We start from the raw sequence: 26,838 nt of genomic DNA, 5'->3' as shown, positions 1-26,838 counted from the left end.
TCGTATTCGAACCTAATTGTAATATACTGATTAAATTGATCTTTATTAAATCATTTTCACAAGGACTTTCTGTTGATAAATAAGCGTTTTTTACTTCCATTTTTATTGCTAACTAGTTTCTCATCACACGCGGTGAGTTTAGCTTCAAAAATTGATAGCTTTAAAAATTCGTTTAAAAAAGAGCAAGCTGTCGAAATATATGACATTCGCTTGATACAAAAAGAATATCCAACGGTATTATTATCCCCAGATACCTTGTTGCCACAAACAGCATCATATCCTTATAAGCAATTACAAAAATTATATAAAAGTGCACAAACCTGTTCTGGTCCATGGCCTGTAAGCCCTGCGGTAGGCGAGCCTTTGGTCATTGTTCGTGCGCTTTGTAAAGGGTTCACCCTTCCAGCAAGTTGGTTTGCACGCTCTGGCATGATTCACCCTGGTGGTGGTTCTTATGCATATCGTTATGCTCAAGCTTTTCCTGAACGCACAGATCAGTTAGCTACGTATATGCATATTAAAGAACGTAAAAGAGCAGAGGAAGGAACGTTATTACACCATTTACAAATGATGGATGATAATGAAATACGCGCGATTATTAGTGGTTCAGATACCATTATTGCCGATAAACTGCTTTGGTTAAGAAAAGGAAGCCGTTACTATTTATATCCAATGGAATTAAAGCGTAAAAATTTGGATAAATATGACCTAGAAATGTCGGTTTTTCAGCAAGGAGATAGTTGCTATGTTAAAAATGGTAATGTTTGCTGGCTGGAAGAAAGTAACTCAAAAACGCTCTCATTTGTTGTTCTATTTCTCGTATTCGCTAACCTTTGTTTAGCTATTGGTTGGGGGATATCACGATGGAACGGTAAGCGCCGGGACATGAAAAGTCGAATGTTAGTTCTGCAAATATTAACGCATGAATTACGCACACCGATTGCCAGTTTAGGGCTGACCGTTGAAGGTTTCAGGCGACAGTTTGAATCTTTGCCGGAATCGCTATATGACGAGTTTAGACGCCTATGTGAAGATTCAAGGCGTTTACGCCAATTAGCTGAAGCGAGTAAAGATTATCTGCAATCGGAAGATAAAGGATTTTCAACGGAGTGGATCCCCTCTGTAGAGGAATGGTTAAGCTATCGCTGTATGGAGTACAGTCAGCCCGTTGAATTTAAACTAAGTAAAGACTCTGCAGTTAAGGTTAATATTTATTGGCTTGGTAACTGTATAGATAATCTAATTAGTAATGCTCATAAATACGGTATCCAACCGGTTATATTGAATGTTATTGTAGAACATAAAAAATTAAGAATTGAAGTCATTGATGGCGGACAATTAACAAAAGCAAATTGGAAAGAATTAAAAACGCCTTTTGTTAGTGAAGCAGGTTTAGGTTTAGGCTTAACCATTGTCGAATCAATGATAAAAAGAATGGGAGGCACCATGACACTTCAGGGGCCACCAACAACATTTATATTGGAGATACCTTGTGAAACAGACAATCCTACTTGTTGAAGACGATAAAAACTTAGCTGATGGCTTAATTGTAAGTTTAGAAGAGGCGGGTTATCACTGTCTACATTCTGAAAACGCAGCGAACGTATCGGGTTTATGGCCAGATGCTGATATAGTGATCCTTGATCGTCAGTTACCAGAAGGAGATTCATTAACTTGGTTACCTCAATGGAAACAAATTAAAGACGTACCAGTTATTCTATTAACGGCGTTGGTGTCGATAAGAGATAAAGTGACAGGATTAGATTCCGGAGCAAATGATTATTTAACAAAACCATTTGCAGAGGCGGAACTGCTCGCGAGATTACGAGCGCATTTACGTTCACCAGAATCAGATGAAGTAAAAACTCAGCTTACGGTTGGGCAGTTAATAATTGATACATCGACAAGAGATGTTATTAACTCGGGTGAAAACGTAATTTTAACTCGAACAGAGTTTGATTTATTACTGTTCTTAGCATCGAACTTAGGTAAAGTATTTACTCGTGACGAATTACTTGATCAGGTTTGGGGGTATAATCACTTCCCAACGACCCGTACTGTTGATACGCATATTTTGCAACTTCGTCAAAAGATTGTAGGGATTGAAATTGAAACCCTACGTGGCGTCGGCTATAAAATGAAAGCTTAACTCTTATGATATTTAAACGAAAAATTGCCACCATTATCGGTTTTTTTTGTTTAGTGTGTGGCACTACAACAAGCGCAGCAGAATGGTTTAATGAACAATCTGCGCTTTTTAGTGCCCATAAACAATTTCTTGAGGGCGATCCATTAAAGGGATTTCAAACCTCTATAGAAGTACTACAAAGTACAAATGAAAAGAGTATTGTACAGAATATTGATAAGTTGATTAGCTCTGCGGTTTCAAACGATTGTGGGCGAGATTTTTCAACCATAGGTGTACCTAGTTGGTTGAATTCTTTAAGTATTCAACGAATGATTATCCAAAGTCCAGGTCGCTTGCATCATCGCTTGATGGTTCAATTTGATACAAAGAAAAGCATCGCTAACTTAGCTTTTACTAAATGGCCAGATCAAGAACAGCTAACAAATCCATCGATTAAAACAATACCGACTCAAGATGAGAGTGTAACTCAATACATCTATGCAAGTGAGTCATTGAATAATCGAGTTAAAAATGGATTATATAAGTTAACAATCACTGCCGATGATACTAATAAAACTCAATGGGAATCATGGATAATTTTAACAACACCGAAAACCGAAATGGCGGTCTCGTGGTTAGGTAAAGAAAAGTGGAAAACAGTGCAAACGGGTTTACTAAAGTCCAATTGTCCTTTACCGGAAATGTCTATTGGCGTTTATGATCATCAAGACAGTGAATACATCAAATTATGGGAGGAGTCGTATGAAGAAAATTTCCCTCAAAGCCTCCCACCGACGAATGTATTACCTGGCAGTTATATCTTAAGCGTTTCGTTTAATCACAAACGTTTTCAAGGGCCCATTTCAATTCAAGAAATACAAGCAATAACTAAAGTCATCAATTTTGATACCATCGAAAATGTAGAGAGTAACTGATGTTAGATTTACCAACGTTAACCCATGAAGAGCAACAACAAGCGGTTGAAAAAATTCAAGAATTAATGCGTCAAGGCGTAAGCAGTGGTGAAGCAATTAAGATGATCTCTGATCAAATCCGTGCTGAACTAGCAGAGAAAGCAAAAAAATAATGATAAGCCGAGATCATATGATCTCGGCTTATCTTTGCGTTATCCATTCAAATTTCACCTACTTACCTCCCGTATATCATTAAAATCAATTAAAGCGTAAATTTACCTAAAGTTAGTTTTTATTAAGCCGATACTTTATTTAAGTATTTCTATTAGGTTTATAAAGATGAAACAGTGGTTAAAAGTTAGTTTACTTTCTTGTGCAGTATTAACGTCAACTCAGTCACTCGCAACTAACTACAGTGTAGATGGTCGTATTGATGCGATGGGTGGTGCAGGTACCGCCGCTGCTGATTATCTAACCGGTGTTTTTTATAACCCTGCATTGATTGCTATCTACAGCCGAAAAGATGATGCAGGCTTACTATTGCCAAGCTTTGGTCTTCAGGTGATGGATCGTGGTGGTATGATTGATGATGTTGATCAAGTTCAAGGCGGTTTTGATAAAATAGCAAAAGGAGATCCGTCAGGGGTTAATGATATTAATGCGGGCTTAAATAACTTAAGTGGAGATGCTTTAAGTTTTAATGGTGGCGGCGCTATTGCAGTTGCGATTCCCAATCGTTATTTATCTACAGCATTTTACGCTAAAGCTTCAATGGAAGGGATGACTTTACCTGATGTTAATGCATTAGGTTCAACAGCTGATCCAATTGCAATGGCTGACACTACAGCTGTTGGAACGGTTGCAATAGGTTTAATGGAGGCTGGTGTTGCATTTGCAGGCTACACTAACTTCTTAGGCCAAAACATTACTATTGGCGTTACTCCTAAGATTCAAAGCTATTTAACTTATACTTATGTAGAAGCGATTAATAATTTTGATTTTAAAGATTATGATAAAAATAAAACCTCAGATAATTCATTCAATGTTGATGTTGGTGCAGTGTGGTTTTATGGCCCATGGCGCTTTGCTGCTGCAGGTAAAAATCTAATAAAGAATGAGATTGAAACCGCAAAAGTTGATGTTAAATTTGCAGATAGTGTAAATGGTGGATTTCACGGTACTAAAAGTTATCAATACAACTATGAACTAACCCCAACATATACAGCTGGTGTTGCCTTCATGATGAATTACTTCATCTTAACCGCTGATATGGATTTAAACGAGCAAGAGCGCTTTATTGGTTTAGACGATAATGTTCAAATGTTCAGGGCGGGTGCTGAAATCGATTTACTTTATCAAATTCAATTACGTGGTGGTTACAAGAAAGACTTAGCTGGCACTTACGATGATGCATTTACCGCAGGTATTGGTTTTTCCCCACTTAATATGTTCCATTTTGATTTAGCTGCCATCTATTCTGTTGATTCAACTTATGGTGTATCAGTAAATATGGCTTACGAATACTAATTCAATTTGCCTTTTTAGTAGAAAAATAGGTAACCACTTGTAATAATAGGGTTACCTTACTTCAATAAGAAAAGATTATGACTAAGAAAGCGAAAATTGGCATTGTAACGGTAAGTGACCGTGCAAGCGTTGGTATCTATGAAGATATTTCAGGCCCTGCGATCATTGCAACGTTAAATGATTATCTTACGTCTGAATGGGAACCTGAATACGTAGTTATCCCAGATGAGCAAGATGTCATCGAAAAAACACTGATTGAACTAACGGATGGTAAAGGCTGTTGTTTAGTTGTTACTACAGGTGGTACAGGCCCAGCTAAGCGTGACGTTACACCAGAAGCAACTGAAGCTGTGTGTGATCGTATGATGCCTGGTTTTGGTGAGCTAATGCGTGCTGAGTCATTAAAATTTGTCCCAACGGCCATCTTGTCACGACAAACTGCAGGTCTACGTAAAGACTCTTTAATTGTAAACCTGCCGGGTAAACCAAAATCTATTCGTGAATGTTTAGATGCTGTTTTCCCTGCGATTCCATATTGTATTGATCTAATGGAAGGGCCATTTCTTGAGTGCAATGAAGAAGTGATTAAACCATTTAGGCCTAAAGCAAAGTAATTATTTGTCTAAACAGTAATTTTATTAAACCAACATTTTTTGTTGGTTTTTTTTCTTAATTTCAATCATCTATTTGCCTATTATATTTTTAAGCTAATACTAAATACCTAGCATTGGATTGTTAATGATATTTTGACGGCGAATTATTGACTATTTAGTCAGGATCCCTGAATCCGTCTATCTTAATATTGTCGTTATTAGCGTTGGTTTCATATATAAATGATAACTTGATCACCTTGTTAACGAATGATTATCAAATTAAAGTAACTGTATATTATACTTTAAGTTATAATTCTATTAATTAGGATAAATGGCAAAAATACTATGAGAATCAGAACTCTCTCTTTCTACACCTCTTTGGTCTTCGCTCCACCGGTTGCTTTCGCCTATGATCATGATCTTGAAGCGTTAATGTCAATGAGCTTAGAAGACCTATCTATGTTAGAGGTGAGTGTAACTAGTGCCTCAAAGAGAGAGCAGCATATTTCTGAAATTCCCGCAGCCATTTATGTTATTTCAAATGAACGAATTGTGCGTTCTGGCGCAAAAACAATAGCAGATGTTCTATCTCTTGCTCCTGGTATCGAAGTTAGTCAATTTAATGAGTCTATCGATTTTGTTTCATCCCGTGGTTTTCATGATGGTTTGTTTAACAAAATGCTTGTTATGATAGATGGTAGAAGTGTATTTAGCCCTATGTATGGCGGTGCATTCTGGGAAGATATTGATTACATTCTTGCAGATATTGAACGTATTGAAATTATTAGAGGCCCAGCAGGAACGATTTGGGGTGGTAATGCGGTTAATGGTGTTATAAATATCATTACCAAGTCTACTAAAGATACCCTAGGAAGTTATGGTCAAATAGCCTATGGACAGCATGGTTATCAAGAGGTTTCTGCGCGTCATGGTTTACAGTTTAATGAAAAAACCACAGCAAGAGCCTTCTATAAAGCTAAAAATACTTTTACGGTAATTAATGAGTATCAAAGTCAATATGAGAATGACAAAGTAAATACGCTCTCAACTCAAACAGCTGGTGTAAAATTTGATATTGAGGATGGCAATACATCTTGGATGTTGGCTTTTGGTGGTGAAAAGTCAGAGCAATATTATGATTGGTTTACTTTAGATTATACAAATATACCTGCGGATATTACTGATAGTTATAAGTCAGTTTCAAGCTCATCATATAATTTTCAGATAAATCGAACAGAGGTTTTTGATAAAGCAGAATGGCAGACGAATCTTTGGTATTGGGTTGATAACGATAATTCTCCAGATGCTAGCGGTGATTTTAAAACAGTTGATATTGACTCTTCTATAACATTTGAATTAAGCATAGATACAACTTTGTTACTCGGAATTGGTGCTCGTTATACTGAAATTAAATTACAGGATATTAATGAGTTAAATGTTGAGCAAATGGATATGTATAACCGTTACGCTAGAGAACCAAACTCATATGATTCTATAACCAATTTATACTCACAAATAGAGCATAAATTTAATGGTGATTTTTCTGTACAATTTGGTATCAAAGCTGAATATTTTACATTAAACGATTCATATGAGTTTTCTCCACAATTGAGAGGGCTATATACAATAAATACTAAGCAAAATATTTGGTTTGGTATTGGACGTTCTGTTGTTACACCATCATATTTTGAACAAAAGACAGTTTATTATAACTACGATTATAGTTTTGATACTGTATTTGCTACCTTAGCCAATAATGATTTAGATAATGAATCAGTAATTACGATTGATACTGGTTATCGTTTAAATCTAACTAATGTAAGTTTTGATGTTACAGCGTTTATTAGTAATTATAACAACATCAGAGGTACTGATGAGAAAGGTTGGATAGATGATGGAGACGGAAATTATTTTTACGCTTACTCTGTTAACGATGACTACGAAGCTAAGACATATGGTATTGAGCTTGCCCTAGAGTGGGATATCAACACCTCGTTAAAAAACTATACCAGCTACAGCTATCTTTCATTTTCACAAGATAGAGTACAAGGTGATTCAAATGCTTCAGGCTCTGATGATTACTTCGAGATAAATCATCAAAATATGCTTTCAAATCAACTCTTGTGGCAAGTGACAAATACACTTCAGTGGGACTTTGTTGTTAACTATAAAGATATCGACTACACAAGTGATAGTAACCAATATGTGTATGATGTAGATAATTTAATATCTTTAGATACTCGTATTGGTTGGAAAAAACATGAAAATGCCCCTCTTGTTGAAGTGATAGTCAAAAATATTGGAATGTCGAGTAAGTGCGAATTAAATATTAATACTCGCTACGAGAGTTGTAATGCATATGAAACCGAGCAATCTATCTACGGTAGGGTTTCTTATGAGTTTTAAGCGACCAAAGTTATTGAATTCCATTTTATTCTTTTTTATCGGCTCTTGTTTGTCTGCTCAGGCTCAAGCTGCTTATCAAGCTCACCAGATTGAAGCTGTTTATATTTTTAGAATTGCAAACTTTATACAGTGGGCTGAGAAAGAGCCTAAAACACCACTGATATTTTGTGGTGATAGGTTTGATCCTGTCGTTCAAACCTTAATTAAAATATCGACAGATAAATATATTCAGGGCCGTAGTATTGAAGTTGATACGAATAATAATCTGACTACTCAAGTATGCGATATCTATATTGCTAATCAAAATACTCAATCGAGTGATTTGCAAGCAATGGGTGAAAACACGCTTACCATTAGCGGTAAACAAAACTTCACTCGAGACTTTGGAATGATTGAATTAAGAAAAGTTGCTGGAAAAGTAAAACCAATCATTAATCTAGATAATCTTGCTAATTCTTCTTTTAAGATTAGTTCACAGTTACTTCGTGTCTCTGTTATAGAGGGAGGGAATAACAAATGAAATGGATAGAAAAAGCCTCTTTACGACAACGCTTAGCGGTACCTCTTATTGTTTTCATTTTTAGCTTGTTTGTGATTTTTCAAGGTTATAATTATTTCAGTACGTATCAGCTACAGAAAACAAATTTAATCGATAGAATCAAAGTATTATCAAATGGGGTAAGCGTAAACCTACAAGCCGCTTTACTCTTTGATGATGAAATAACGGCATCTGAAGTGCTTCATGCATTCAGTGCTGATGGTGATATTTTACAAGCATTATTATTAAAGACAGACGGTTCTTTATTTGCAGAATATCGAAAAGATGGATTAGTTGCGTTGGCGCCTAATTTACAACTGCAATCTGAAATAATAGAGAAAGGTTATGCATTAGGTGATCATGCTATTTATATTCTTATTCCTATTAAAATGGGGAATGAGAAAATAGCTAAAATACGATTGATTGTTTCTAAACAAGGCTTAGATGATACAAGAAAGACAGCCATACAAGTGGCGTTTACCTTATTTGGTTTAATTATTATTTTTAGTTATCTTTTTATCTCCAAGATCCAGCAATGGGTAATAACACCGGTTGTTAGTTTGAATGAAGCAATGCAAGGGATTATTCTTCATGGTGAATTCGATCAAAGACCTAATGTTACAACAAAAGATGAATTAGGTGATCTTACATTATCGTTCAATAAAATGGCAGATAAATTGGAAGAGCGTCAGAAGCAACTTAACTTTGTTCTTGATAAGGTAGAGCAAGAGCGAGATTTTGGTGAGCAAATCATCACAGCTGTTCAACATGGTTTGTTTGCGGTAGACAAAAAGAATGGCCAAATTCTATTATCTAATGATGCTTCAAAAACACTATTTCCAGGAAAGTTAGATGATGATTATAGTGATGTATTCATACTTGATATCATTAATGCTGTTGAAACTGAAAAGCTTAAAACTATCATCACTTCATGTGAAGAAGTGGATGATTTGTTGCTCCAAACTGTAGACGAATCTATGTTACAGATAACGACCCGTGTACTATCAAATAAAGAACAGTTACTGTTTTCGATTGTTGATGTAACCGAGGCAATCAAAAGTAGAACTCAACAGAAACTAGCAGCGAATGTATTTAGAAATAGCCAAGATGGTGTATTAATATTTGATAATTCAGGCAACTTAACACTAATGAATCCAGCATTTACTGATATGTTTGGTTATGAGATGAATGATTTAAGCGCTCTATCTATGGCTGAGCTGTTTGATGGACATCACTTTACAACGTCAACCAATTTGATTACTGAATCAATTGATCATTTTGGTCAATGGCACGGTGAGGTCTTAGAGCATGATAATGAAGGGAACGAATTACCTTTATATATTAAGGCAAGTAAAATAAAAGATGACGAGAAAAATACTCAAAGTAGTTATATTTTTATTTTTAGTGACTTAAGTGACGCGAAAGAAAGGGACCGTTTATATTATCTTGCACATCACGATACATTGACGGGGTTACCTAATCGTTCTAAATTTCACAAGAGCGTTCATAAAACACTTAAAAAACATGAATATTCAATAGGTGAGTTTGGTTTGTGTTACTTAGACCTTGATGGCTTTAAATCTATTAATGATACTTATGGCCATGATGCAGGTGATGAAGTATTAAGAGTTGTTGCTAAACGATTAGAAAACGCAGTTCGAAAAGGGGACCTTGCTTGTCGATTAGCAGGCGATGAGTTTGTCCTTTTCATTGATCCAGTTCAGAACAAGAATCAATTAGCAGAATTGTCCCATCGTGTAATCGAATCGATTCAACAACCTATTACATATCAAGGTAAGATACTTCGTGTTGGAGCTAGTATTGGTATCACAATATCTCGTTATAGTGATGGAAAAGATGTTGATTACTTACTGAAAGAATCAGATAAAGCGATGTATGAAGCAAAGTTATCAGGTAAGGGAAAGTACATTTTTTATGAGCTGTGACAAATTATTTACAAATATGATATAAATCTATTTACCTTATTAAAATTGATGTTATATTACGCACGTTAATTACTTTTAGACAAAATAGGATAGGTTAATGGAAGTTTTATTATTAGTTGCATTCGTTATTGCTGGTGCAATTATGGTAAAAAAAGAAAAAGCTGAGCAAGCAAAATAATATAGATATCCCTTTTAAAAACAATTTTATATCTATATAAACCAAGATAATCGTTATGACTATCTTGGTTTTTTTTATCTTTAAATCAGTCTTTACTTAAGTCTAGACTCATCTCTACAACACCATCTGACATTTGAATATCCACAGTAAAGCCAAAATGCTGTGCTAACCCAATCATGCCTCGGTTAGATGGCATTGTCATACCATTCATCACTTTAATCCCTTGCGACTGGCAATATCGAATAATCTTATCCATCAGTATTTTCCCCAAACCTAAGCCTTTTAGATCTGAACGTACTAATACAGCAAATTCGGTATTGATGTTATGCGGATCCGATAAGGCTCGAACTACAGCAAGTATGACTTCTTGATTATTTATTTGTTTAGTCGCAACAAAGGCCATTTCACGGTCATAATCAATTTGTGTAAAGTTAGCTAAAGCTTCGTGGTTAAATTCACCAATCTCAGAAAAAAAACGTTTATATAAATCTTCGTGCGAAACTTGAGAGATAAATTCAGCATGTTTCGGCTCATCTTCAGGAAGAATAGGGCGAAGTAAAACAGAGCTCTGATCTTTTAATTGGGCAAACTCTTCTAATTCATTTGGGTAAGGTCGAATAGCTAAACGTTTATGAATATCACCTGCAAAATGTTGCACCTTCATTGATGAATCGATGATAGTGAGATCGACTCCTGATATGAGTAAAGGATGAATATCAAGCTCAATTATTTCAGGGCAATCTAGTACCATCTGAGAAAGTCGAACCAGAAACGCACTCAAGTCAAATAGACTCATTTTAGTCGGTGAATTTCGGTGTTGGATGATGTTTTCTTTGATGGCGTATTTAATGAGGTTTTCAGCTAAAGCCATGTTAAGTGGTGGCAGTGCAACAGCGGCGTTATTATTGAGATCCCACTCAGATCCGCCTTCGCCAAGTAAGATCACCGGCCCAAAGATGGGATCTTGACAGACTTTTACTCTTAACTCTTGAGATCCTGCTCTTTGCGCCATTTTTTGTACACTTAATCCTGAAATTCGTGCAGAAGGATAACTTATAGAAACCCGATCAATGATCGATTGCGCCGCAGTAATTACTTCTTCTTTAGTGTTTAAATTTAACATCACACCTTGAACATCTGATTTATGAGGGATGTCAGGGGAACGAAGTTTCACCGCAACAGGGTAACCAATACTCTCTGCAATATAACCAGTTTCTACGGGTTCTTCGGTTATCCAGGTGTCTACTGTTTTGAACCCATAACAAGAATAAAGAGCTTGAGTTTCATGCGTATCAAGGTCGATAAGCTCATGAGACACACAATCATCGAGCCATTCTCTTGCCATTTTTGCATCGTGTTTATTGATATGCCCTGATGATACTGGGGTTTCAATTAAGAGCTTCTGATTTCGATGGTATTCAACAAGATGTAGAAATGCGGAAACAGAGCTTTCTGGTGTGCGATAGGTTGGAATTCCAGCTTGTGTAAATCGTAAACGAGCTTCCTTAGATGAGGTTTCTCCTGACCAATTGGTAAGAATAGTAAATTTAGCTTTGCGTTTGTGGTTATTAATTAATTCAACCAATTTAGAAGCGGTTTGTGTAGCATTAGATATTGCAGAGGGACTGTGCATGATCAAAATTGCATCGCAATCATCACTGTCTAGCAGAGCATTCACGGTATCGCAGTATCTTTTCTCGTTTGCATCGCCACCAATATCAATAGGGTTTGAGTGTGACCAGTTATGTGGCAGGTGTTGATTAAGGTTTTGAATCAATGATTCACTCAATTGGGCGAGTTTTCCACCTTGTTGCATTAAACTGTCAACCGCCATAATGGCAGGTCCGCCACCATTGGTGACAATCGCCAATCGATTTCCACGAAATGGAATAGGGTGTGCAAGGGTTTCTACAGCAGCAAATAATTCATGGGTATTAGACACTCGTAACATACCAGCTCGTCTAATAGCTGAGTCATAAACCGCATCTAGACTTATCTCGCCATTGGTATGAAGCTGTGCCGCTTTACTGCCGGCAACAGAACGACCACTTTTGACAACCAAAATACGTCTATTACGCGCAGCAGCACGGGCAGCAGACATAAATCGTCGCGCGTCTTTGATAGAATCAATATAAAGTAATATAGCGTCGGTTTTAGAATCGGTACATAAGGCATCTAAAAGCTCACTGAAATCGATATCAATGCCATCACCTAAAGAGACAAAAGCAGAAAATCCAATCTCCTTCTCTTTCGCCCAATCTAATATTGTTGTGCAAACAGCCGCGGATTGAGAAATAAAAGCGATGTTTCCTTTATTGGCATTAATTGGTGAAAAAGAGGCATTAAGATTCACCCAAGGAAGAATAATCCCAAGGCTGTTTGGTCCTAGAATTCGCATTTTGTATTGAGAGGCAATTCGAGCGGCCTCATAAGGGAGAGGCTCTCCAATACCACTGCAATGTAAATGCATATCTGAAGAGAGAATGATTACAAGTTTGACGCCTTTTTTCCCCAGATCTTCTAATATATTAATATTTTCTCTAGCAGGGGTACATAAAATGGCGAAATCTGGAGTGATAGGAAGGGAGGGAATATCATGATAAGCAAGGATCCCACAGACTGAGTTGTATGTAGGATGTACTGGCATTATTGGACCGTCAAACTCACCATCAAGTAGATTTCGCATGACAATATGACCGGCACGATCAGAGTGTATTGATGCACCAATAACCGCAATAGAACGTGGTCGAAAAAGCGTTTTTAAATCAGACATTACAGCTCCCTTAATCCTTATATAAGAATAAGATAGCTGAGATTAACTATTTTGGCTTTGGAAATGAATATAAACGAAAGCCAGCGCACAAAAACACGTCATTTATTAAATATGGAGCACAAATTTAAGAGTAAATGAACAGTTACAAGGCTAAACACTTGATTGTATATTATATCAGGTGCAAAATTAGGACATCAGCATGACTATATTGTGAATTAAAATGAAAAAAATCATTCCTATTACGTTAACCGTTCTACTTGCAGGATGTACAAGTAGTTCGTATACCACAAACATTACCACAGAATCTTCTGAAGAAGTGTATCAAGTATCTCAACCGATTGAAGAAGAAGTAACTACATTTGAAGAAACTGAGATTGCTGCAGTACCACAAACTGAAGCGGAAAAACCAGTGGTTAAATTAACCTCAGAAGAGAGCGCAACTGCAGCGACTTCTGATTCTGCAATTAAGATTTTGCCACCAACAGAAAAGCAAAAAGAGATGCAGAACCGTTATGGTTATACTTTGCAGATTTTAGCGCTTAGTCGTAAAACAGATCTTAGTACTTATGCTGGTAAATTAGCTGGTGAACAGCCTGTTTGGATGAATCGTAAAACCGTTAATAATATGCCTTGGTATACAATTCTATACGGTGATTTTGCAACACCTGCAGAAGCTCGTGAAGCAATCAAGCAATTGCCAACAGAAATTCAAGCGTATGGCCCGTTTGTACGTAGCATTAACAGCATCAAAAATTCAGATAATCCTGAATTACATAAACTAAATTAATTTTGAATCGGCGTGCATTAAGTGTATGCCGATTTTTCTATAGTGACTATTATGACTCATATCCTTTTACTTTGTGGCGGTAGCGGTACTGAACACGAAGTTTCACTGGTTTCTTCAAAGTATATTTATCAACAGCTTTCTGAATTAAATGCCTTTCAAATTACTCATCTTGAAATTAAAGATGGTGCTTGGTATCACATTGACAGTGGTATTAAGTATGAATTACGTTCAGACAAATCTTTATTGTGTGACGGTGTAGATGCAGGTCGTGTCGACTACGTGATCCCATGCATACATGGCTATCCAGGTGAAACGGGCGACATTCAATCTATGCTTGATATGTTTGGAATTCCATATTTTGGTTGTAATGCAGAATCAAGTACTAACAGCTTTAATAAGATCACATCAAAGCTTTGGTATGATGCACTTGGGATCCCTAATACGCCATATTTATTCTTAACTGAAAAAAATGAAGAGACACACAGCTCTGCATTAGCTGCGTTTAAAGAATGGGGCGGATTGTTCGTTAAGGCTGCTTGCCAAGGTTCATCTGTTGGTTGTTACAAGGTAACGTCTGAAAGTGAGTTATCACAAGCGATCAATGATGCCTTTGGTTACTCAGAGCAAGTACTTGTTGAAAAAGCAGTGAAACCAAGAGAACTAGAAGTTGCCGCTTATCAAATTGATGGCAAGCTGTTTACAACACCTCCTGGTGAAGTCACCGCTCCTGATGGTGCTTTTTATACTTATGATGAAAAATATGGCAGTGGTAGTCACTCAACGACAACATTGACCGCTGAAAATTTATCGAATGAGCAAATTGAGTTAATTAATCAATATAGCCAAAAAGTATTTACACAGATGAAGCTAAAAGACTTATCTCGTATTGATTTCTTCCTAACAGAAGATAACGAGATATTCTTGAATGAAGTGAATACCTTCCCAGGAATGACTCCAATCTCTATGTTCCCTAAATTATTAGAACATAATGGTGATTGCTTCAAAACGTTTCTACAAAAAGCAATTCTTAACGCAATAAAGTAATTTAGTCTGCGTAAGTTTTTAAACAAAAGCCTGATATTATTCAGGCTTTTTTGTTTTAAATTTTGATTTTTGTCTCTCAGAACGTTCAACATTACCAATATATTGATTAGGCATTGCAGGACTAACCCAGCGTCCCATCTCTTGAATCTCATGCACTGTATAACCACATTTAGACAGTTCTTTCGTTGCCCCAACTCTTGCAGATAACCCAGAAAATTTAATATCAAGATTAAGTAATTCATTCGCCCGACGGAAAATACGATAGATAGATGAATCATTTAGGTTACTTGAAGAAAGATTCTGATGTCGATCAAGTCCTCTAAATAAATATCCTTCACTAAGTTGTGATGCATTTAACCAGTTATTAAGTAAGACAGTCGTCTCTCGTGATAGAGGGTAAAAACTCTGTTGTAATTGAATTAAACAATTTCCTAATTCATCAAAACAGACATCATCAAGAGTTAAATCTCTTAACTCCCCACGTTTTAAGAGTAATTCAAACATTAGATGCCAAATAACTAAATCCCTAATGTCTTTTAGCTCAACAGAATGAGAGAGTTGTCGCTCAAGTTCTGCAAGCATATCAAGGGTAATACCTTCTGTTTGTTTGCTATCATCTCTCTTATCTAGTCTTATCTTTCCAAGAGCAGCCTTAACTTGAGAGGTTCGAGTTGGATCTTTAAATTCAAAAGCACTATGAATATGTGAAATAGAAATGAGAGAGCGCTTAATTGAAGCTAGTTTTTTATCCTTAGCTTGTTTCTCGATAAAGATACGAATCGCTGTGGTAGAAGCGGGCAGAGCTATCACTTGATGTAATTGGCAAAACACAACAAAGTTAACCCAATCATTTTTGAATGAAACCAAGCTGTTGTGTGAGTATTTCTTTTTTAAACAAGAAGCCAATGTATCTATGTCTATATCTGGAGTTAAAAAAAGAGATTTATCCATCCTAGTGCACCATAACTTAATAAGTATATTAGAAAACTATACCATACAATTTAAATTACACATAAGATCACGAATCAGAAGCTAAAGTCTGGCATAAAGGAAACATTTATTCGATCCTAACTATGTTGTTATTAATAGATAAAATGTAAGAGTAATTAGTATGCAGAAGTCATTGTACAGAGGTTTTTTCATTGAAAATAAAACAGGTGTTCCTGATGACTGGAAAGTATTGATTAAAAATAAGGTGTTACACGGCCACTTAAGTGCTGTAAAAAAAAGTATCGACTGGTGGAGTGATACGGGCTCAATCATCCAACCTAAAGAGTTTGGCGATATGGGTGAAACCGCAATTAACGAGAAACGAGATAAATTCCAGAGTGAAGATTACAAAGGCTTTCCAATTAAGAATGACACCGGTGAAGTAAACACTTGGTATTGTTTGTATCATGGAAAACTTGCGAAGGGCTCGTTAACAGCCATAAAATCCTTTTTGGATAAACACGAAAAATAATTTACAATTCACCATCATTTAAAAACGAGATTAATTATGTCTTTAGTATATTCAACCGATATTGGCCGCATTAAACAAGAAGAAGTAAAACAAGAGCGTCCAAAAGGTGATGGTATTGTTCGTATTCAACGTGAAACTAAAGGCCGTAAAGGCAAAGGTGTTTGTGTTGTTACTGGACTTGATATGGAAGATGCACAACTTAAGTTATTAGCGGCACAACTTAAAAAAGTATGTGGCTGTGGCGGCGCAATTAAAGATGGCGACATTGAAATCCAAGGCGACAATCGCGAAAAGATTAAAGAATTCTTAACTAAGCAAGGCCACACAGTAAAACTTGCTGGTGGTTAATCATTAAGTTCTTAGTAAAAGCTAATAATCATTAGATAGATACGAAGTATTATTTAGTGATTATTAGCTATTTTATGGTAAATACGATTATGGTTAAATTAGCTGTTATTGAAAGAATTAATAGTGATGGGGAAGCTGACACGTGTGAAGATCAAGTATGGCTAAACGCTATTTAACATAAGATATATAATGCGCACTGAGCCATAGCTTCTTTAGGGATACCAATAAACATAGCCAAGCCTCCGCAAGTCATTGATAATCTTTTTAATCCTTAGGAATTCAATGCATTACACTGCAACTTTAATATTAGCCTTCGCTTTTAACTCTAACGTGCTCATAAATAATCTAGGGTCATTAATTCTCTTTAGCATTGAGTTATCTGGCAGACAATCGTCATCGACATAATCAACAAAGTCTCCTACTGGATCAAAAACTAAAATATCAAATGCCAATCTATCTAATCCATACAGCCCACGATGGATCATGTCAGCAGAAAAAACTAACATATCACCAGCTGCTAAATTAATGACTTTTCCGCCTGAAATGTTCTCATGACTCTCACGACCATTTTCTTCTTGTCTAACATCATACTCTTCTTCATTATCCCAGCGCTTATGCGTTCCTGGTATAAGTTCCATGCCTAGTTCATCAAATAAAGGCACTCGTAGATGGACAACTTGCGTCTCGTGAATCACAACTTTTTGAATATCGACATCATGATCATATTGGCAGTCTCGGTGCCAGAAATCCTTTTGTTGAGGATTCACTGGGTTAAAAAACAACTGCGTATTCATAAATGCAGGATTTTCAGCTATTACAGATTCAACAGCACTCATCATTTTTTTAGAACTAATGAAATTAAAAAGTGCTAATCTATCATCAGTTTTTAAATACTGGCTACCAGTAATTAATGAGGAATTGAATGCATCGTCATGGTAAAACTCTTCATTATCTTGCTTCCATGATTCATGAAATTTCAATATCACTTTTCTTAGCTCTGAAATTTCAGTCTGAGTAAAATAATTTCTAATGACAAAGTAGCCTTTCTCTTCATAGTTACTTTGCCATTGGTTTTGATTGTTTACCATTTACGATTCTTGCCTCTGTTTTGCATCATAATCTTAGTTGCGCATAGTATCGTTAAACCTAAAGCATTCAAGCTTAATGTAAGAATAAAAGCTAAATACTACGAAAAATAATCTTTCTGTTTATCAATAATTAGAAATTGTAACGCCATTGATGATTATGTTTTACCTCTTTGAAATCCTGTGTTTACCCTAATGATACCAAACAGAGTATTAATAAGAAAAATTACAGTATTCTCACCGCAATTGATTTCTGTGTTGTATAATTAGCGACATTGGTTTTACTAAACAAACAGGCACTATTATGAGCACTGAAACAACTCTATTATCTCGCTGTGATTCTAAATGTGAATTATGTGGTTCTGCATCTTCTCTAGCACCATTCGCAGTACCACCAAAGACAGACATCAACGTTGATAACTGTGTAATGATTTGTGATACATGTACGGCACAAATCGAAGACTCTGCAACAATGGATGTTAATCACTGGCGTTGTCTAAATGACTCTATGTGGAGCCAAGTTCCAACGGTTCAAGTTATGTCTTACGTTTTACTAAGCAAACTAACTTCTGAATCTTGGGCTCAAGATGCTCTAGATATGATGTACGTTGAAGAAGACGTTAAAGAATGGGCAGAGAAAGCACTTCTTTCTGACGGTGAAAAACCACGTGACATTAACGGCGTTGAACTGAAAAAAGGTGACGACGTAACGGTTACTAAAGACCTTCCAGTTAAAGGTACTAACCAAGTAATTAAACAAGGCACCGTTATCCGTGGCATCAGCCTTGGCGACGATCCTCGTCTAGTTTCTGGTAAAGCTAACGGCGGTCAATCTATGTATGTAATCGCTGAGTTCTGTCGTAAAAAGTAATTCGTTACTTAATAATCTACAGACTAAAAAAGACGCTTAATTGCGTCTTTTTTTATGTCTGAAAGTTTTCGGCATTCACTATTTTGAGTAAGAATGCAAAAATTAAATTATAATCCCGAAGATTTTCTAACTACTGTGATTATTTATTCACATAAAGTTTAAGTTATTACTCGCTGTCTTCAAACGTTCAAATCCACGCTTATCGTATTTTTGTGTGGTAATGATACTAGCGTGCCCCATCGCATCTTTTACGGTAGAGATATCCTCGCCATTATCTAACAACATAGAAGCAAAAGTTCTTCGGCAATCATGCGGAGAAAATGCATTTACCCCAGCCTGTTTTCGTCTTTCATTCAGTATATGCAAGATAGCTTGTGAGGTCAGTTTATCATCGGTTACTGCATCAAAACGTCTTATACGGGTAAACAGAGCTCGCTCATTATCTCCACTGACGGTGGTTAGCCATAAATCTAATAACGTTAAAGACTGTTGAGGTAAATAGCACATACGTTCTTTATTACCTTTTCCGAGTACTCGCAATGACCCTTCTTCTGCATTAAAGCTACCAACAGAACAATCCACAATTTCTGAACGTCTTAAACCACAGCCTAATAACACACCTAAAATAGCACTATCTCTAATACCTTTTATGGTTTGGTCATTACAAGAAGAAAACAACAATTGGATCTCATTGCTGGATAAAGCGCGGCCTTTAGCTAATCGAGAGCCTTTCATTTGTTTAATGTGCTTTATTAATTGGTAGTTTTCAGTCGTGATTTTTTTCGATAACCATAGTTCTTGAGCCACACCTTTGATTGCCGCTATGTACGTATTGATGGTTGCCGATTCTAATTTTTCAGATTTTAATGCCTCAATAACACCAAGTACGTAATCACGATTTATCTGATGCCATGGGCAGTTGTTTAAATTAAAAGATCCAAGAAGATGCGCGATCTTATTTAAATTTGATCTCATCGTTGATCGGCTATTTTCAGAGTTTAGTGATAACAAATATGCCTGAGCTGCATTTAAGCTACTCACTTTAGGCATAGTTAGTCCTACTGAAATATCATTACTTAAAAGTGTTACGCTGTCACTACTCATTGATTTACAACTTATTTATTACTCTGTCCCTAGTATATGATCATTCTCTACTTTTCCAAAGGTACATTTTAATAAGTAGAGATCCATTTTGGATCCTTTAAGTGGATATTGATGATAAATACACCATGAAGATCTGTTTTATGCTGATTGTTGTCACTGTCTAAAATAAGAGTGAGTAGATTATATATAACAAAGAAGAGATTTTAGGAAGACTGTAATCGGTATTACTACTATTGGAAAATAGATGAAAAAAAACCGAGTACTAAATACTCGGTTTAATCTATTTAATAAACACGTTTAACTAAAGATGTTTACTGATCTCAACACATGTTTCTTTAGCGTCACCAAAAAGCATTTCAGTGTTTTCTTTAAAGAACAATGGGTTTTGAACACCTGCATAACCTGTGTTCATAGAGCGTTTAAATACGATTACGTTTTTCGCATTCCACACTTCAAGAACTGGCATACCTGCGATTGGACTATTTGGATCTTCCATCGCTGCAGGGTTAACTGTATCGTTTGCACCAATCACTAGAACCGTATCTGTTTCAGATAAGTCATCATTAATTTCGTCCATTTCAAGAACGATATCATACGGTACTTTTGCTTCAGCAAGCAGTACGTTCATGTGGCCTGGTAGACGACCCGCAACTGGGTGAATACCAAAACGAACGTTAATGCCCTGTGCTCGCAGTTTTTCAGTAATTTCGTAAACTGGATATTGAGCTTGAGCTACTGCCATGCCGTACCCTGGAGTGATAACTACTGACTTAGAATCTTTAAGCATTTCTGCAACTTCTTCAGCCGTTGTTTCACGGTGTTCACCTTGAGCTTCATCACCAGATGATGCAACAACATCTTGACCGAAACCACCAGCAATAACACTGATGAAAGAACGGTTCATTGCTTTACACATGATGTAAGAAAGGATCGCACCTGAAGAACCAACTAACGCACCAGTCACAATCAGAAGATCATTTGATAGCATGAAACCTGCTGCTGCTGCTGCCCAACCAGAATATGAATTCAACATTGAAACAACCACTGGCATATCAGCGCCACCGATTGAAGCAACTAGATGGTAACCAAATGCGAAAGCAATTAGTGTTACTAAGATAATTGCAAACATACTGCCTTCAACACTAACAAAATAGTAAAGAAGTGCGGCAGAAGCGACTAATGCTAATAGGTTTAGCTTATGGCGATGTGGTAATTGAAGTGCTGATGAACTAATCACACCACGCAATTTACCAAATGCAACAAGTGAACCCGTAAATGTAACGGCACCAATGAAGACACCTAAGAACACTTCAACTAGATGGATATTCAGTAGCGCACCAGTTAATTCACCGTGATCGATATAGCTGTTATAACCAACTAATACTGCTGCCATACCTACAAAGCTGTGAAGAATTGCCACAAGCTCAGGCATTTCAGTCATTTCAACTTTCTTCGCATAGAAGATACCAATTGCAGCACCGATTGCCATAGCAACGATGATCCAACTTGTACCTGCAGAGTCAGGACCAAAGATGGTCGCGATCAGTGCGATGGCCATACCTGTCATTCCGTAGTAGTTACCAGAACGAGCGGTTTCTTGTTTAGACAAACCGGCTAAACTCATAATAAATAAAACGGCAGATACAATATATGCTGCTTGAACTAATCCTGCTGACATTATCCTACCCCTTACTTATCTTTACGGAACATTTCAAGCATACGCTTGGTTACAGCAAAACCGCCAAATATATTAATACTCGCGATTAGAACTGCAATAAATGCTAAAAATGAAACAACAGCACTACCCTGTCCAACTTGCAGCAATGCACCCACAATGATGATCCCTGAAATGGCATTCGTTACTGACATTAACGGAGTATGTAATGAATGACTTACATTCCATACCACATAATAACCAACAACACAGGCAAGAACGAAAACAGTAAAGTGTGCTAAGAATTCAGCAGGAGCAACAGACGCCACCCAACCAAAAGCGGCAATACCAGCACCGATCATTCCGAACTTTTTAACTGGAGACATAGGCTCTTCAACTTTCGGAGCGACCTTAGCTTTTGGTGCTGCTTTTGCTTGAGGTTGAGCTGAAACTTGAATTGGTGGCGCAGGCCATGTGACTTCACCTTCTTTAACAACGGTTACACCGCGAAGAACAACGTCTTCAAAATCAATGTTGATGTTGCCGTCTTTCTCTTTGCATAGAAGCTTAAGAAGATTAACTAAGTTTGTGCCGTAAAGTTGTGATGATTGAGTTGGAAGACGACCAACCATATCTGTATAACCCACAATTTTTACGCCATTTTCTGTTGTGATAACTTGATCTTTTACTGTGTATTCACAGTTACCGCCATTAGCAGCCGCCAAATCAACAATCACACTACCCGCTTGCATGCTATCAACCATTGCTTTAGTAATCAGCTTTGGTGCAGGACGACCAGGGATAAGTGCAGTTGTAATAATGATATCAACATCTTTAGCTTGAGCAGCATACAACTCTTCTGCTTTTTTGTTGAACTCATCAGACATTTCTTTTGCGTAGCCATCACCTGAGCCGGAGTTTTCTTTGAAATCAACTTCAAGGAATTCTGCACCCATTGATTGGACTTGTTCTTTTACTTCTGGACGAACATCGAATGCACGAACAATAGCACCAAGGCTACCCGCGGCACCAATAGCAGCAAGACCAGCAACACCGGCACCCGCAACAAGTACTTTCGCTGGTGGAACTTTACCCGCAGCCGTAATTTGACCTGTGAAGAAACGACCAAATTCATGCGCCGCTTCTACAACAGCACGATAACCTGCAATGTTTGCCATTGAGCTTAGTGCATCTAATGCTTGGGCGCGTGAAATACGAGGAACAGAATCCATCGCCAGAACATTGATATTTTTTGTGGCTAATTTGGCTAGTAATTCTTCATTTTGAGCTGGCCAAATAAAGCTAACTAAACTTGCGCCATCTTGAAGCAGCTCAAATTCATCAACACCGGTTTCGACGTTAACTTGAGGCGCATTTACTTTGAGGATAAGTTCTGATTTCCAAACATCATCGGCAGAAACAATAGTAGCGCCTGCTTTTTCAAATGCGGAGTCATCAAAACTGGCTAAGATACCGGCTTTAGATTCTACAGCGACGGTAAAACCGAGTTTTAATAGCTGCTCAACTGTTTTTGGAGTGGCAGCAACACGGGTCTCTCCCGCGAGTACTTCTCTAGGTACACCAACTTGCATAGTTATTCCTTTACTATTGGCTTGAATTGATACCTTTGTTGTATCGAACATAAGATACTAATTCAAGTGTTTTGTAATAAAACGACATCATTTTATTACAAAAAATAAATGTCAGCTTATTCTCACCCCTATTTAGTAAATAAACAACATAATGATGATTATAAAATAGAGGTCAAACCACTTAGCGTTACTGATTGATTTTAAACAATAAGTATAGAGCGTAAAACCAATGCTGCCGTAATCTATATCAATTAATTTACATTTATTTAAAAATTGATTCAGCCATTTGATCAATCAACATTTTTGATTTTCTTACCATCAATTCGTCAGCATCACTCTTCAATGAAATAACATCAGATCGAATAAAGCGATGCTCTTTGAGTTCGCCATTAATCTCTTTTGTTATTTTACCTGCGATACGAAACTGACTTCCATCTCGCTCAGAGTTTGGGTAGATAAGAAAGGATTTGTATTCGATTGGCTCGATGACTGGCTCTTGTTTAGGGGAAGAGCCAAATAGACGTGAAAAAAGTCCCATTTCATTTTCCTTTTTGAAATAAGACTAATTATACCTCAAAAGCCCTATCGTGAAGTAGTGACTCTTGAGATTGTGCAATAGGTTTAGTATCGCCAAGAGCACAAAGGGGAATTAATATTCTATTTCCGTTTACTTAAAAATAAACAGAAGCCATATAGCAAGCACAAGCCATAAAGCCCTAGCATATTAGATAAGACACTGTTTAATCCTGCCCCTTGCTGATTCAAGGTAAGAAAACCATTAATAGCAAAACCACTTGGCAGTAAATGCATAACATCGGTAAGTACCGTTGGAATAAGTTCGGTTGGCCAGATAAAACCAGCACTAAAAACAATTGGCATTGAACTAAATAAAACGACTAACAAAATGCTTTCAGGGGTTGGAAACCATCGAGCTAATAACATGCCGAGTAAGATCACCGCAGATATAAAAGGAACGAGTAAGGTGATTAAATCAATAGGATTTGAGAAGCGTCCTATGTGATAAAAATCAAAAACATAACCAAAATAGAAACAGGCCAACACTAATTCTGATAGTAAGAATATTCCAAATCGCACCACTAGCTGAGTTGCTGAATTTTCGCTTATTTTAGTTGCTTTTTGTCTCACCCCGACAGCCATTAACAACGTTTGTTGTAAGATAAGCACAAAGACGGCAGGCACGACATATTGCACGTAACCCATATTGTGATTAAACACTGGAATGTAATTTGACTTAAACGGCTGAAATGTATTTATCGCTGCATTAATAGGTACTCCATCTATGGCCATATGAGCGATACGATATTGCGCTGCAATGGTGCCACCCGCTTTCATTAAGCCTTCAACAATAGTGCCGTAAATTAAGAAATAAGAGGCATCACCTGCGTATGCAACTGTTGGTGCTTGTCCAAGTTGTAGGTTTTTTGAAAATTGATATGGGATAACCAGAAATCCACTAACGGTGTTATCAAGGAACTGCTGCTTAGCTTCAGTTACACTCTCTGCTTGTTCAACTACATCGACTTGCTGTGATGCGTTAACCATACGAATAAAACGACGACTTAAATCAGATTTATCTAGATCAACCACCGTAATTTTTTGCTCTTCAGGACTTTGCTGTAGATAAGGAAGTGGATATAAAAAGGCGTAAAATAATACACCTCCTATCATAGCCATTAAAATAGTGCTGTTAGTAAAAATAGCCTTTGCTTCATTTTTTATGATAGATATTAATGACATTAGCTACTTCCTTAAACGGGCCATAAGCAACAATAATGGTAATGTAAATAACAATAACGCACCTAAATTTGGTGTGGTTTGTATAAAAGTATAACCATAATTCGCTTGTTCTATTTGAGATCGTACAAAATGGCTTGCTGGTAAAATAGAGTGCCAGAATGTGGCAAGGCCATTCATATCAGAAACAGGAAAAGTCACACCAAGAAAGGCAAAACTTGGCGCAGTGTAAGCGCCTGAAATACTCATTGCTCTGACAATATCATTCGTCGCATAGCCTATCGCACAACCTAAACTAATACACGCAAATACCATAGCACTCATTACGAGTAAAAATGATGGAATTTGGCCATCGAATGGGAAGCGCAAAATGCCATATAAAAAGTAAAAAAGCAGACAACCTAATACCATCGCCACCACAAAATAGACTGAGATAAATTGAAGTATTTGCTTGATGCTTTGTGAATCAAACCATGTTCTTATATCGTGACAATTAGCGCGAACCATTTCATTTTTCATTGCCCAGATCATGCCAACAATGATCGCCATTTGCCAAATTGCCGGTAAAACGGCAGAAACCAAGAATTGATTGTAATTACTACCAAGATTAAACAAGGGAGTGATCTGAACGTTAATAGGTACTGCAGAGTTAATTGCTTGAGTCCATGCGGTCTCTTTAGTGCTCAGTGCTTTTACGGTCGATAATTTAGCTTGAGTCGTCATATCTGTTTGCATTAACGCGGAGTTAATTTGTTTAGCAATTAGAATGAATTGTCCGTTATAAAAACCAGAGACTTGAGGACTCTTACCAAGTAAGACATCGCGCTCAAAGTGACTTGGGATAACGATATAGCCATAGTTGTCACCACGTTTTAATGCTTGATTTGCAATCTCATTATTAGGTTGAATAGATCGTACAGCAAGCGTCGGCGTTGCATCATAATCACGAATGATCATTCTTGATAAACTAGACTGATCCAGATCCACCACATCAATAGGCAGCTCTCGCACGACAGATGCTGAAAATACCCACCAAATAATGAGAGATAATACCAAAGGTAAAGCAAAGGTAACCGCTATTAACCATGGATTTGAACAATAAGAGCGCCAAAACATTTTCATAACGATCCAACTATAACCAAGTGATGTACATTATTTATCTATTCTTACTACGGCACTCATGCCTACGCGTAGATTCGGAATGTCATTCACTGGATGAGCTTCTACCTCAAAGGTTTTCAAATCAAATCCCTGACTGTTATCGGTTGCTCGCCACGTAGCATAATCACCCATTACAGCAATATGCGTGATCGTAAATGGAACGGTTTGATCAAGTGCAGGCAAGTAAACATCAATTGTTTGATTTTTCTTATACGCTTTTAATTTATCTTCACGAACATGGAACACTGCCCACGCTTGTTTTATATCGATTACGCTAACAACAGGAAAACCTTGAGGCGCAATTTCACCAGCATTAAGCATGACTTGTGATACTTCACCATTGTACCAACTATTGATTTTTGTATCGGCAACATAGGCTTCAACTTCAGCAACTGAGCCCATCGCCATTTTTACTTTTTCATTAGCAGCACGTTTGGTTTCTGAACGAGCACCCTCTTTAGCCATTTGATACATTTGGTAGGCAGCGCTTTCTGTGTATTTGGCCGCTTGCCACTGAGTGTACGTCTCATCTTTTTTCTGCTCTGCAACAACGCCGTCTTTATAAAGGTTATTAACACGGGCATACGTTTTCTCAAGTAGCTGACTGGCTGCTTTAGCTTTGCGCCATTGATCTTTTGCTGCGGCAACTTGTTGAGTTCGAGCACCTTGTTCTGCTTGATCGGCTAATGCACTTGCGGCAGCTTCACCAGCTTTCGCTTGTGCCAGTTTAGCTTCTATCTCAGGACTATATAATGAAAAAACAGGTTGGCCTTTTTCTATCATATCCCCTTTTTTTACAAATACATTTTCAATACGTCCTGGAACCTTTGAGGATATATTATATTGTTCAGCCTCTATTTGACCTTGAAGTAATTCAGGGCGAGGTTGATACGCTGCCCAAAAACTATAACCAACCCAGCTAACCACACTAACAACGGCAAGAGAGCCGATAACTTTTTTTAACTGACTCAT

Annotated in this window: 25 protein-coding genes; 14 read left to right on the top strand and 11 right to left on the bottom strand. The window is 37.1% G+C overall.

All coding sequences use genetic code 11. The features are described from left to right. Positions 1 to 72: 72 nt before the first annotated feature. The 9 genes from vxrA to AC2INI_RS18715 all read left to right on the top strand — a co-directional run bounded on the left by vxrA (position 73) and on the right by AC2INI_RS18715 (position 10,052). Positions 73 to 1,518, top strand: a complete 1,446-nt coding sequence (gene vxrA, locus AC2INI_RS18755) for a sensor histidine kinase VxrA (RefSeq protein WP_122033583.1) — start codon at positions 73 to 75, stop codon at positions 1,516 to 1,518. Beyond that, positions 1,493 to 2,149 (top strand): response regulator transcription factor, encoded by a 657-nt coding sequence (locus tag AC2INI_RS18750; RefSeq protein WP_486305999.1) that lies wholly within the window; start codon positions 1,493 to 1,495, stop codon positions 2,147 to 2,149. The genes vxrA and AC2INI_RS18750 overlap by 26 nt, the downstream gene beginning before the upstream one ends. A 5-nt stretch (positions 2,150 to 2,154) precedes the next feature. Then, a complete protein-coding gene (locus AC2INI_RS18745; RefSeq protein ID WP_486305998.1) occupies positions 2,155 to 3,063 on the top strand; it encodes a DUF2861 family protein in 909 nt (302 codons plus the stop codon). Then, positions 3,060 to 3,215, top strand: a complete 156-nt coding sequence (locus AC2INI_RS18740; RefSeq protein WP_174213442.1) for a YoaH family protein — start codon at positions 3,060 to 3,062, stop codon at positions 3,213 to 3,215. Before AC2INI_RS18745 ends, AC2INI_RS18740 begins: the two co-directional genes overlap by 4 nt. Positions 3,216 to 3,381: 166 nt before the next feature. Beyond that, the gene (locus tag AC2INI_RS18735; RefSeq protein WP_122033587.1) at positions 3,382 to 4,569 is read left to right on the top strand and encodes a conjugal transfer protein TraF; all 1,188 of its coding nucleotides are present in this window, start codon (positions 3,382 to 3,384) and stop codon (positions 4,567 to 4,569) included. A gap of 77 nt (positions 4,570 to 4,646) precedes the next feature. Beyond that, positions 4,647 to 5,183, top strand: a complete 537-nt coding sequence (mog, locus tag AC2INI_RS18730; protein ID WP_486305997.1) for a molybdopterin adenylyltransferase — start codon at positions 4,647 to 4,649, stop codon at positions 5,181 to 5,183. A 324-nt stretch (positions 5,184 to 5,507) separates the two neighbouring features. Beyond that, positions 5,508 to 7,568 (top strand): TonB-dependent receptor plug domain-containing protein, encoded by a 2,061-nt coding sequence (locus AC2INI_RS18725; protein ID WP_486305996.1) that lies wholly within the window; start codon positions 5,508 to 5,510, stop codon positions 7,566 to 7,568. Next, a complete protein-coding gene (locus AC2INI_RS18720) occupies positions 7,558 to 8,088 on the top strand; it encodes a YfiR family protein (RefSeq protein WP_486305995.1) in 531 nt (176 codons plus the stop codon). Before AC2INI_RS18725 ends, AC2INI_RS18720 begins: the two co-directional genes overlap by 11 nt. Beyond that, positions 8,085 to 10,052 (top strand): sensor domain-containing diguanylate cyclase, encoded by a 1,968-nt coding sequence (locus tag AC2INI_RS18715; RefSeq protein ID WP_486305994.1) that lies wholly within the window; start codon positions 8,085 to 8,087, stop codon positions 10,050 to 10,052. The genes AC2INI_RS18720 and AC2INI_RS18715 overlap by 4 nt, the downstream gene beginning before the upstream one ends. Before the next feature lie 263 nt (positions 10,053 to 10,315). Here AC2INI_RS18715 and AC2INI_RS18710 read toward each other — a convergent pair whose 3' ends face one another. After that, a complete protein-coding gene (locus tag AC2INI_RS18710) occupies positions 10,316 to 13,003 on the bottom strand; it encodes a bifunctional acetate--CoA ligase family protein/GNAT family N-acetyltransferase (protein ID WP_486305993.1) in 2,688 nt (895 codons plus the stop codon). A gap of 220 nt (positions 13,004 to 13,223) precedes the next feature. Between AC2INI_RS18710 and AC2INI_RS18705 the strand changes: the two genes are divergently transcribed. Both AC2INI_RS18705 and AC2INI_RS18700 read left to right on the top strand, forming a co-directional pair. Continuing rightward, positions 13,224 to 13,790: an SPOR domain-containing protein gene (locus AC2INI_RS18705; protein ID WP_122033592.1), complete on the top strand. Its 567-nt coding sequence runs from the start codon at positions 13,224 to 13,226 to the stop codon at positions 13,788 to 13,790. Between the two features lie 51 nt (positions 13,791 to 13,841). After that, positions 13,842 to 14,834 carry a D-alanine--D-alanine ligase gene (locus tag AC2INI_RS18700; RefSeq protein ID WP_486305992.1) on the top strand — a complete coding sequence of 331 codons (993 nt, stop codon included), beginning with the start codon at positions 13,842 to 13,844 and terminating at the stop codon, positions 14,832 to 14,834. Between the two features lie 36 nt (positions 14,835 to 14,870). Here the strand turns inward: AC2INI_RS18700 and AC2INI_RS18695 are convergent, their stop codons facing one another. Continuing rightward, the gene (locus AC2INI_RS18695; protein ID WP_486305991.1) at positions 14,871 to 15,785 is read right to left on the bottom strand and encodes a tyrosine-type recombinase/integrase; all 915 of its coding nucleotides are present in this window, start codon (positions 15,783 to 15,785) and stop codon (positions 14,871 to 14,873) included. A 160-nt stretch (positions 15,786 to 15,945) separates the two neighbouring features. On the opposite strand from AC2INI_RS18695, the gene AC2INI_RS18690 reads away from it, so the two are divergent. Next, positions 15,946 to 16,296, top strand: a complete 351-nt coding sequence (locus AC2INI_RS18690; RefSeq protein ID WP_486305990.1) for a DUF3319 domain-containing protein — start codon at positions 15,946 to 15,948, stop codon at positions 16,294 to 16,296. A gap of 36 nt (positions 16,297 to 16,332) precedes the next feature. After that, complete coding sequence (gene yciH / locus AC2INI_RS18685) at positions 16,333 to 16,644, top strand: stress response translation initiation inhibitor YciH (RefSeq protein ID WP_122033596.1); 312 nt, start codon at positions 16,333 to 16,335, stop codon at positions 16,642 to 16,644. Between the two features lie 172 nt (positions 16,645 to 16,816). Here the strand turns inward: yciH and AC2INI_RS18680 are convergent, their stop codons facing one another. Continuing rightward, the gene (locus tag AC2INI_RS18680; protein ID WP_486306469.1) at positions 16,817 to 16,897 is read right to left on the bottom strand and encodes a hypothetical protein; all 81 of its coding nucleotides are present in this window, start codon (positions 16,895 to 16,897) and stop codon (positions 16,817 to 16,819) included. Between the two features lie 34 nt (positions 16,898 to 16,931). Next, a complete protein-coding gene (locus AC2INI_RS18675) occupies positions 16,932 to 17,732 on the bottom strand; it encodes a phytanoyl-CoA dioxygenase family protein (protein WP_486305989.1) in 801 nt (266 codons plus the stop codon). Between the two features lie 301 nt (positions 17,733 to 18,033). On the opposite strand from AC2INI_RS18675, the gene AC2INI_RS18670 reads away from it, so the two are divergent. Further along, positions 18,034 to 18,600, top strand: a complete 567-nt coding sequence (locus tag AC2INI_RS18670; protein ID WP_274420030.1) for a PhnA domain-containing protein — start codon at positions 18,034 to 18,036, stop codon at positions 18,598 to 18,600. 147 nt (positions 18,601 to 18,747) lie between these two features. On the opposite strand, the gene AC2INI_RS18665 is transcribed toward AC2INI_RS18670, so the two are convergent. The 7 genes from AC2INI_RS18665 to AC2INI_RS18635 form a co-directional block, all read right to left on the bottom strand. Further along, positions 18,748 to 19,704, bottom strand: a complete 957-nt coding sequence (locus tag AC2INI_RS18665; protein WP_486305988.1) for a tyrosine-type recombinase/integrase — start codon at positions 19,702 to 19,704, stop codon at positions 18,748 to 18,750. Positions 19,705 to 20,005: 301 nt separating this feature from the next. Next, positions 20,006 to 21,382 carry a Re/Si-specific NAD(P)(+) transhydrogenase subunit beta gene (gene pntB, locus AC2INI_RS18660; protein WP_486305987.1) on the bottom strand — a complete coding sequence of 459 codons (1,377 nt, stop codon included), beginning with the start codon at positions 21,380 to 21,382 and terminating at the stop codon, positions 20,006 to 20,008. 11 nt (positions 21,383 to 21,393) lie between these two features. Then, positions 21,394 to 22,950, bottom strand: coding sequence for a Re/Si-specific NAD(P)(+) transhydrogenase subunit alpha (gene pntA, locus AC2INI_RS18655; protein ID WP_486305986.1), 1,557 nt, complete (start codon positions 22,948 to 22,950; stop codon positions 21,394 to 21,396). A gap of 262 nt (positions 22,951 to 23,212) precedes the next feature. Then, positions 23,213 to 23,488, bottom strand: coding sequence for an HlyU family transcriptional regulator (locus AC2INI_RS18650; RefSeq protein ID WP_122033238.1), 276 nt, complete (start codon positions 23,486 to 23,488; stop codon positions 23,213 to 23,215). A 119-nt stretch (positions 23,489 to 23,607) separates the two neighbouring features. After that, on the bottom strand, positions 23,608 to 24,708 hold the full coding sequence (locus tag AC2INI_RS18645) for an ABC transporter permease (RefSeq protein ID WP_486305985.1): 1,101 nt from the start codon (positions 24,706 to 24,708) through the stop codon (positions 23,608 to 23,610). Between the two features lie 3 nt (positions 24,709 to 24,711). Further along, entirely contained in the window at positions 24,712 to 25,827 is a 1,116-nt protein-coding gene (locus tag AC2INI_RS18640; protein ID WP_486305984.1) for an ABC transporter permease, read from the bottom strand. 30 nt (positions 25,828 to 25,857) lie between these two features. After that, positions 25,858 to 26,838, bottom strand: coding sequence for an HlyD family secretion protein (locus tag AC2INI_RS18635; protein WP_274445221.1), 981 nt, complete (start codon positions 26,836 to 26,838; stop codon positions 25,858 to 25,860).

Source organism: Aliivibrio friggae (assembly GCF_057368515.1).
Note: the sequence above shows the minus strand (reverse complement) of the source record. Positions and strands in the feature narration are given on the sequence as shown.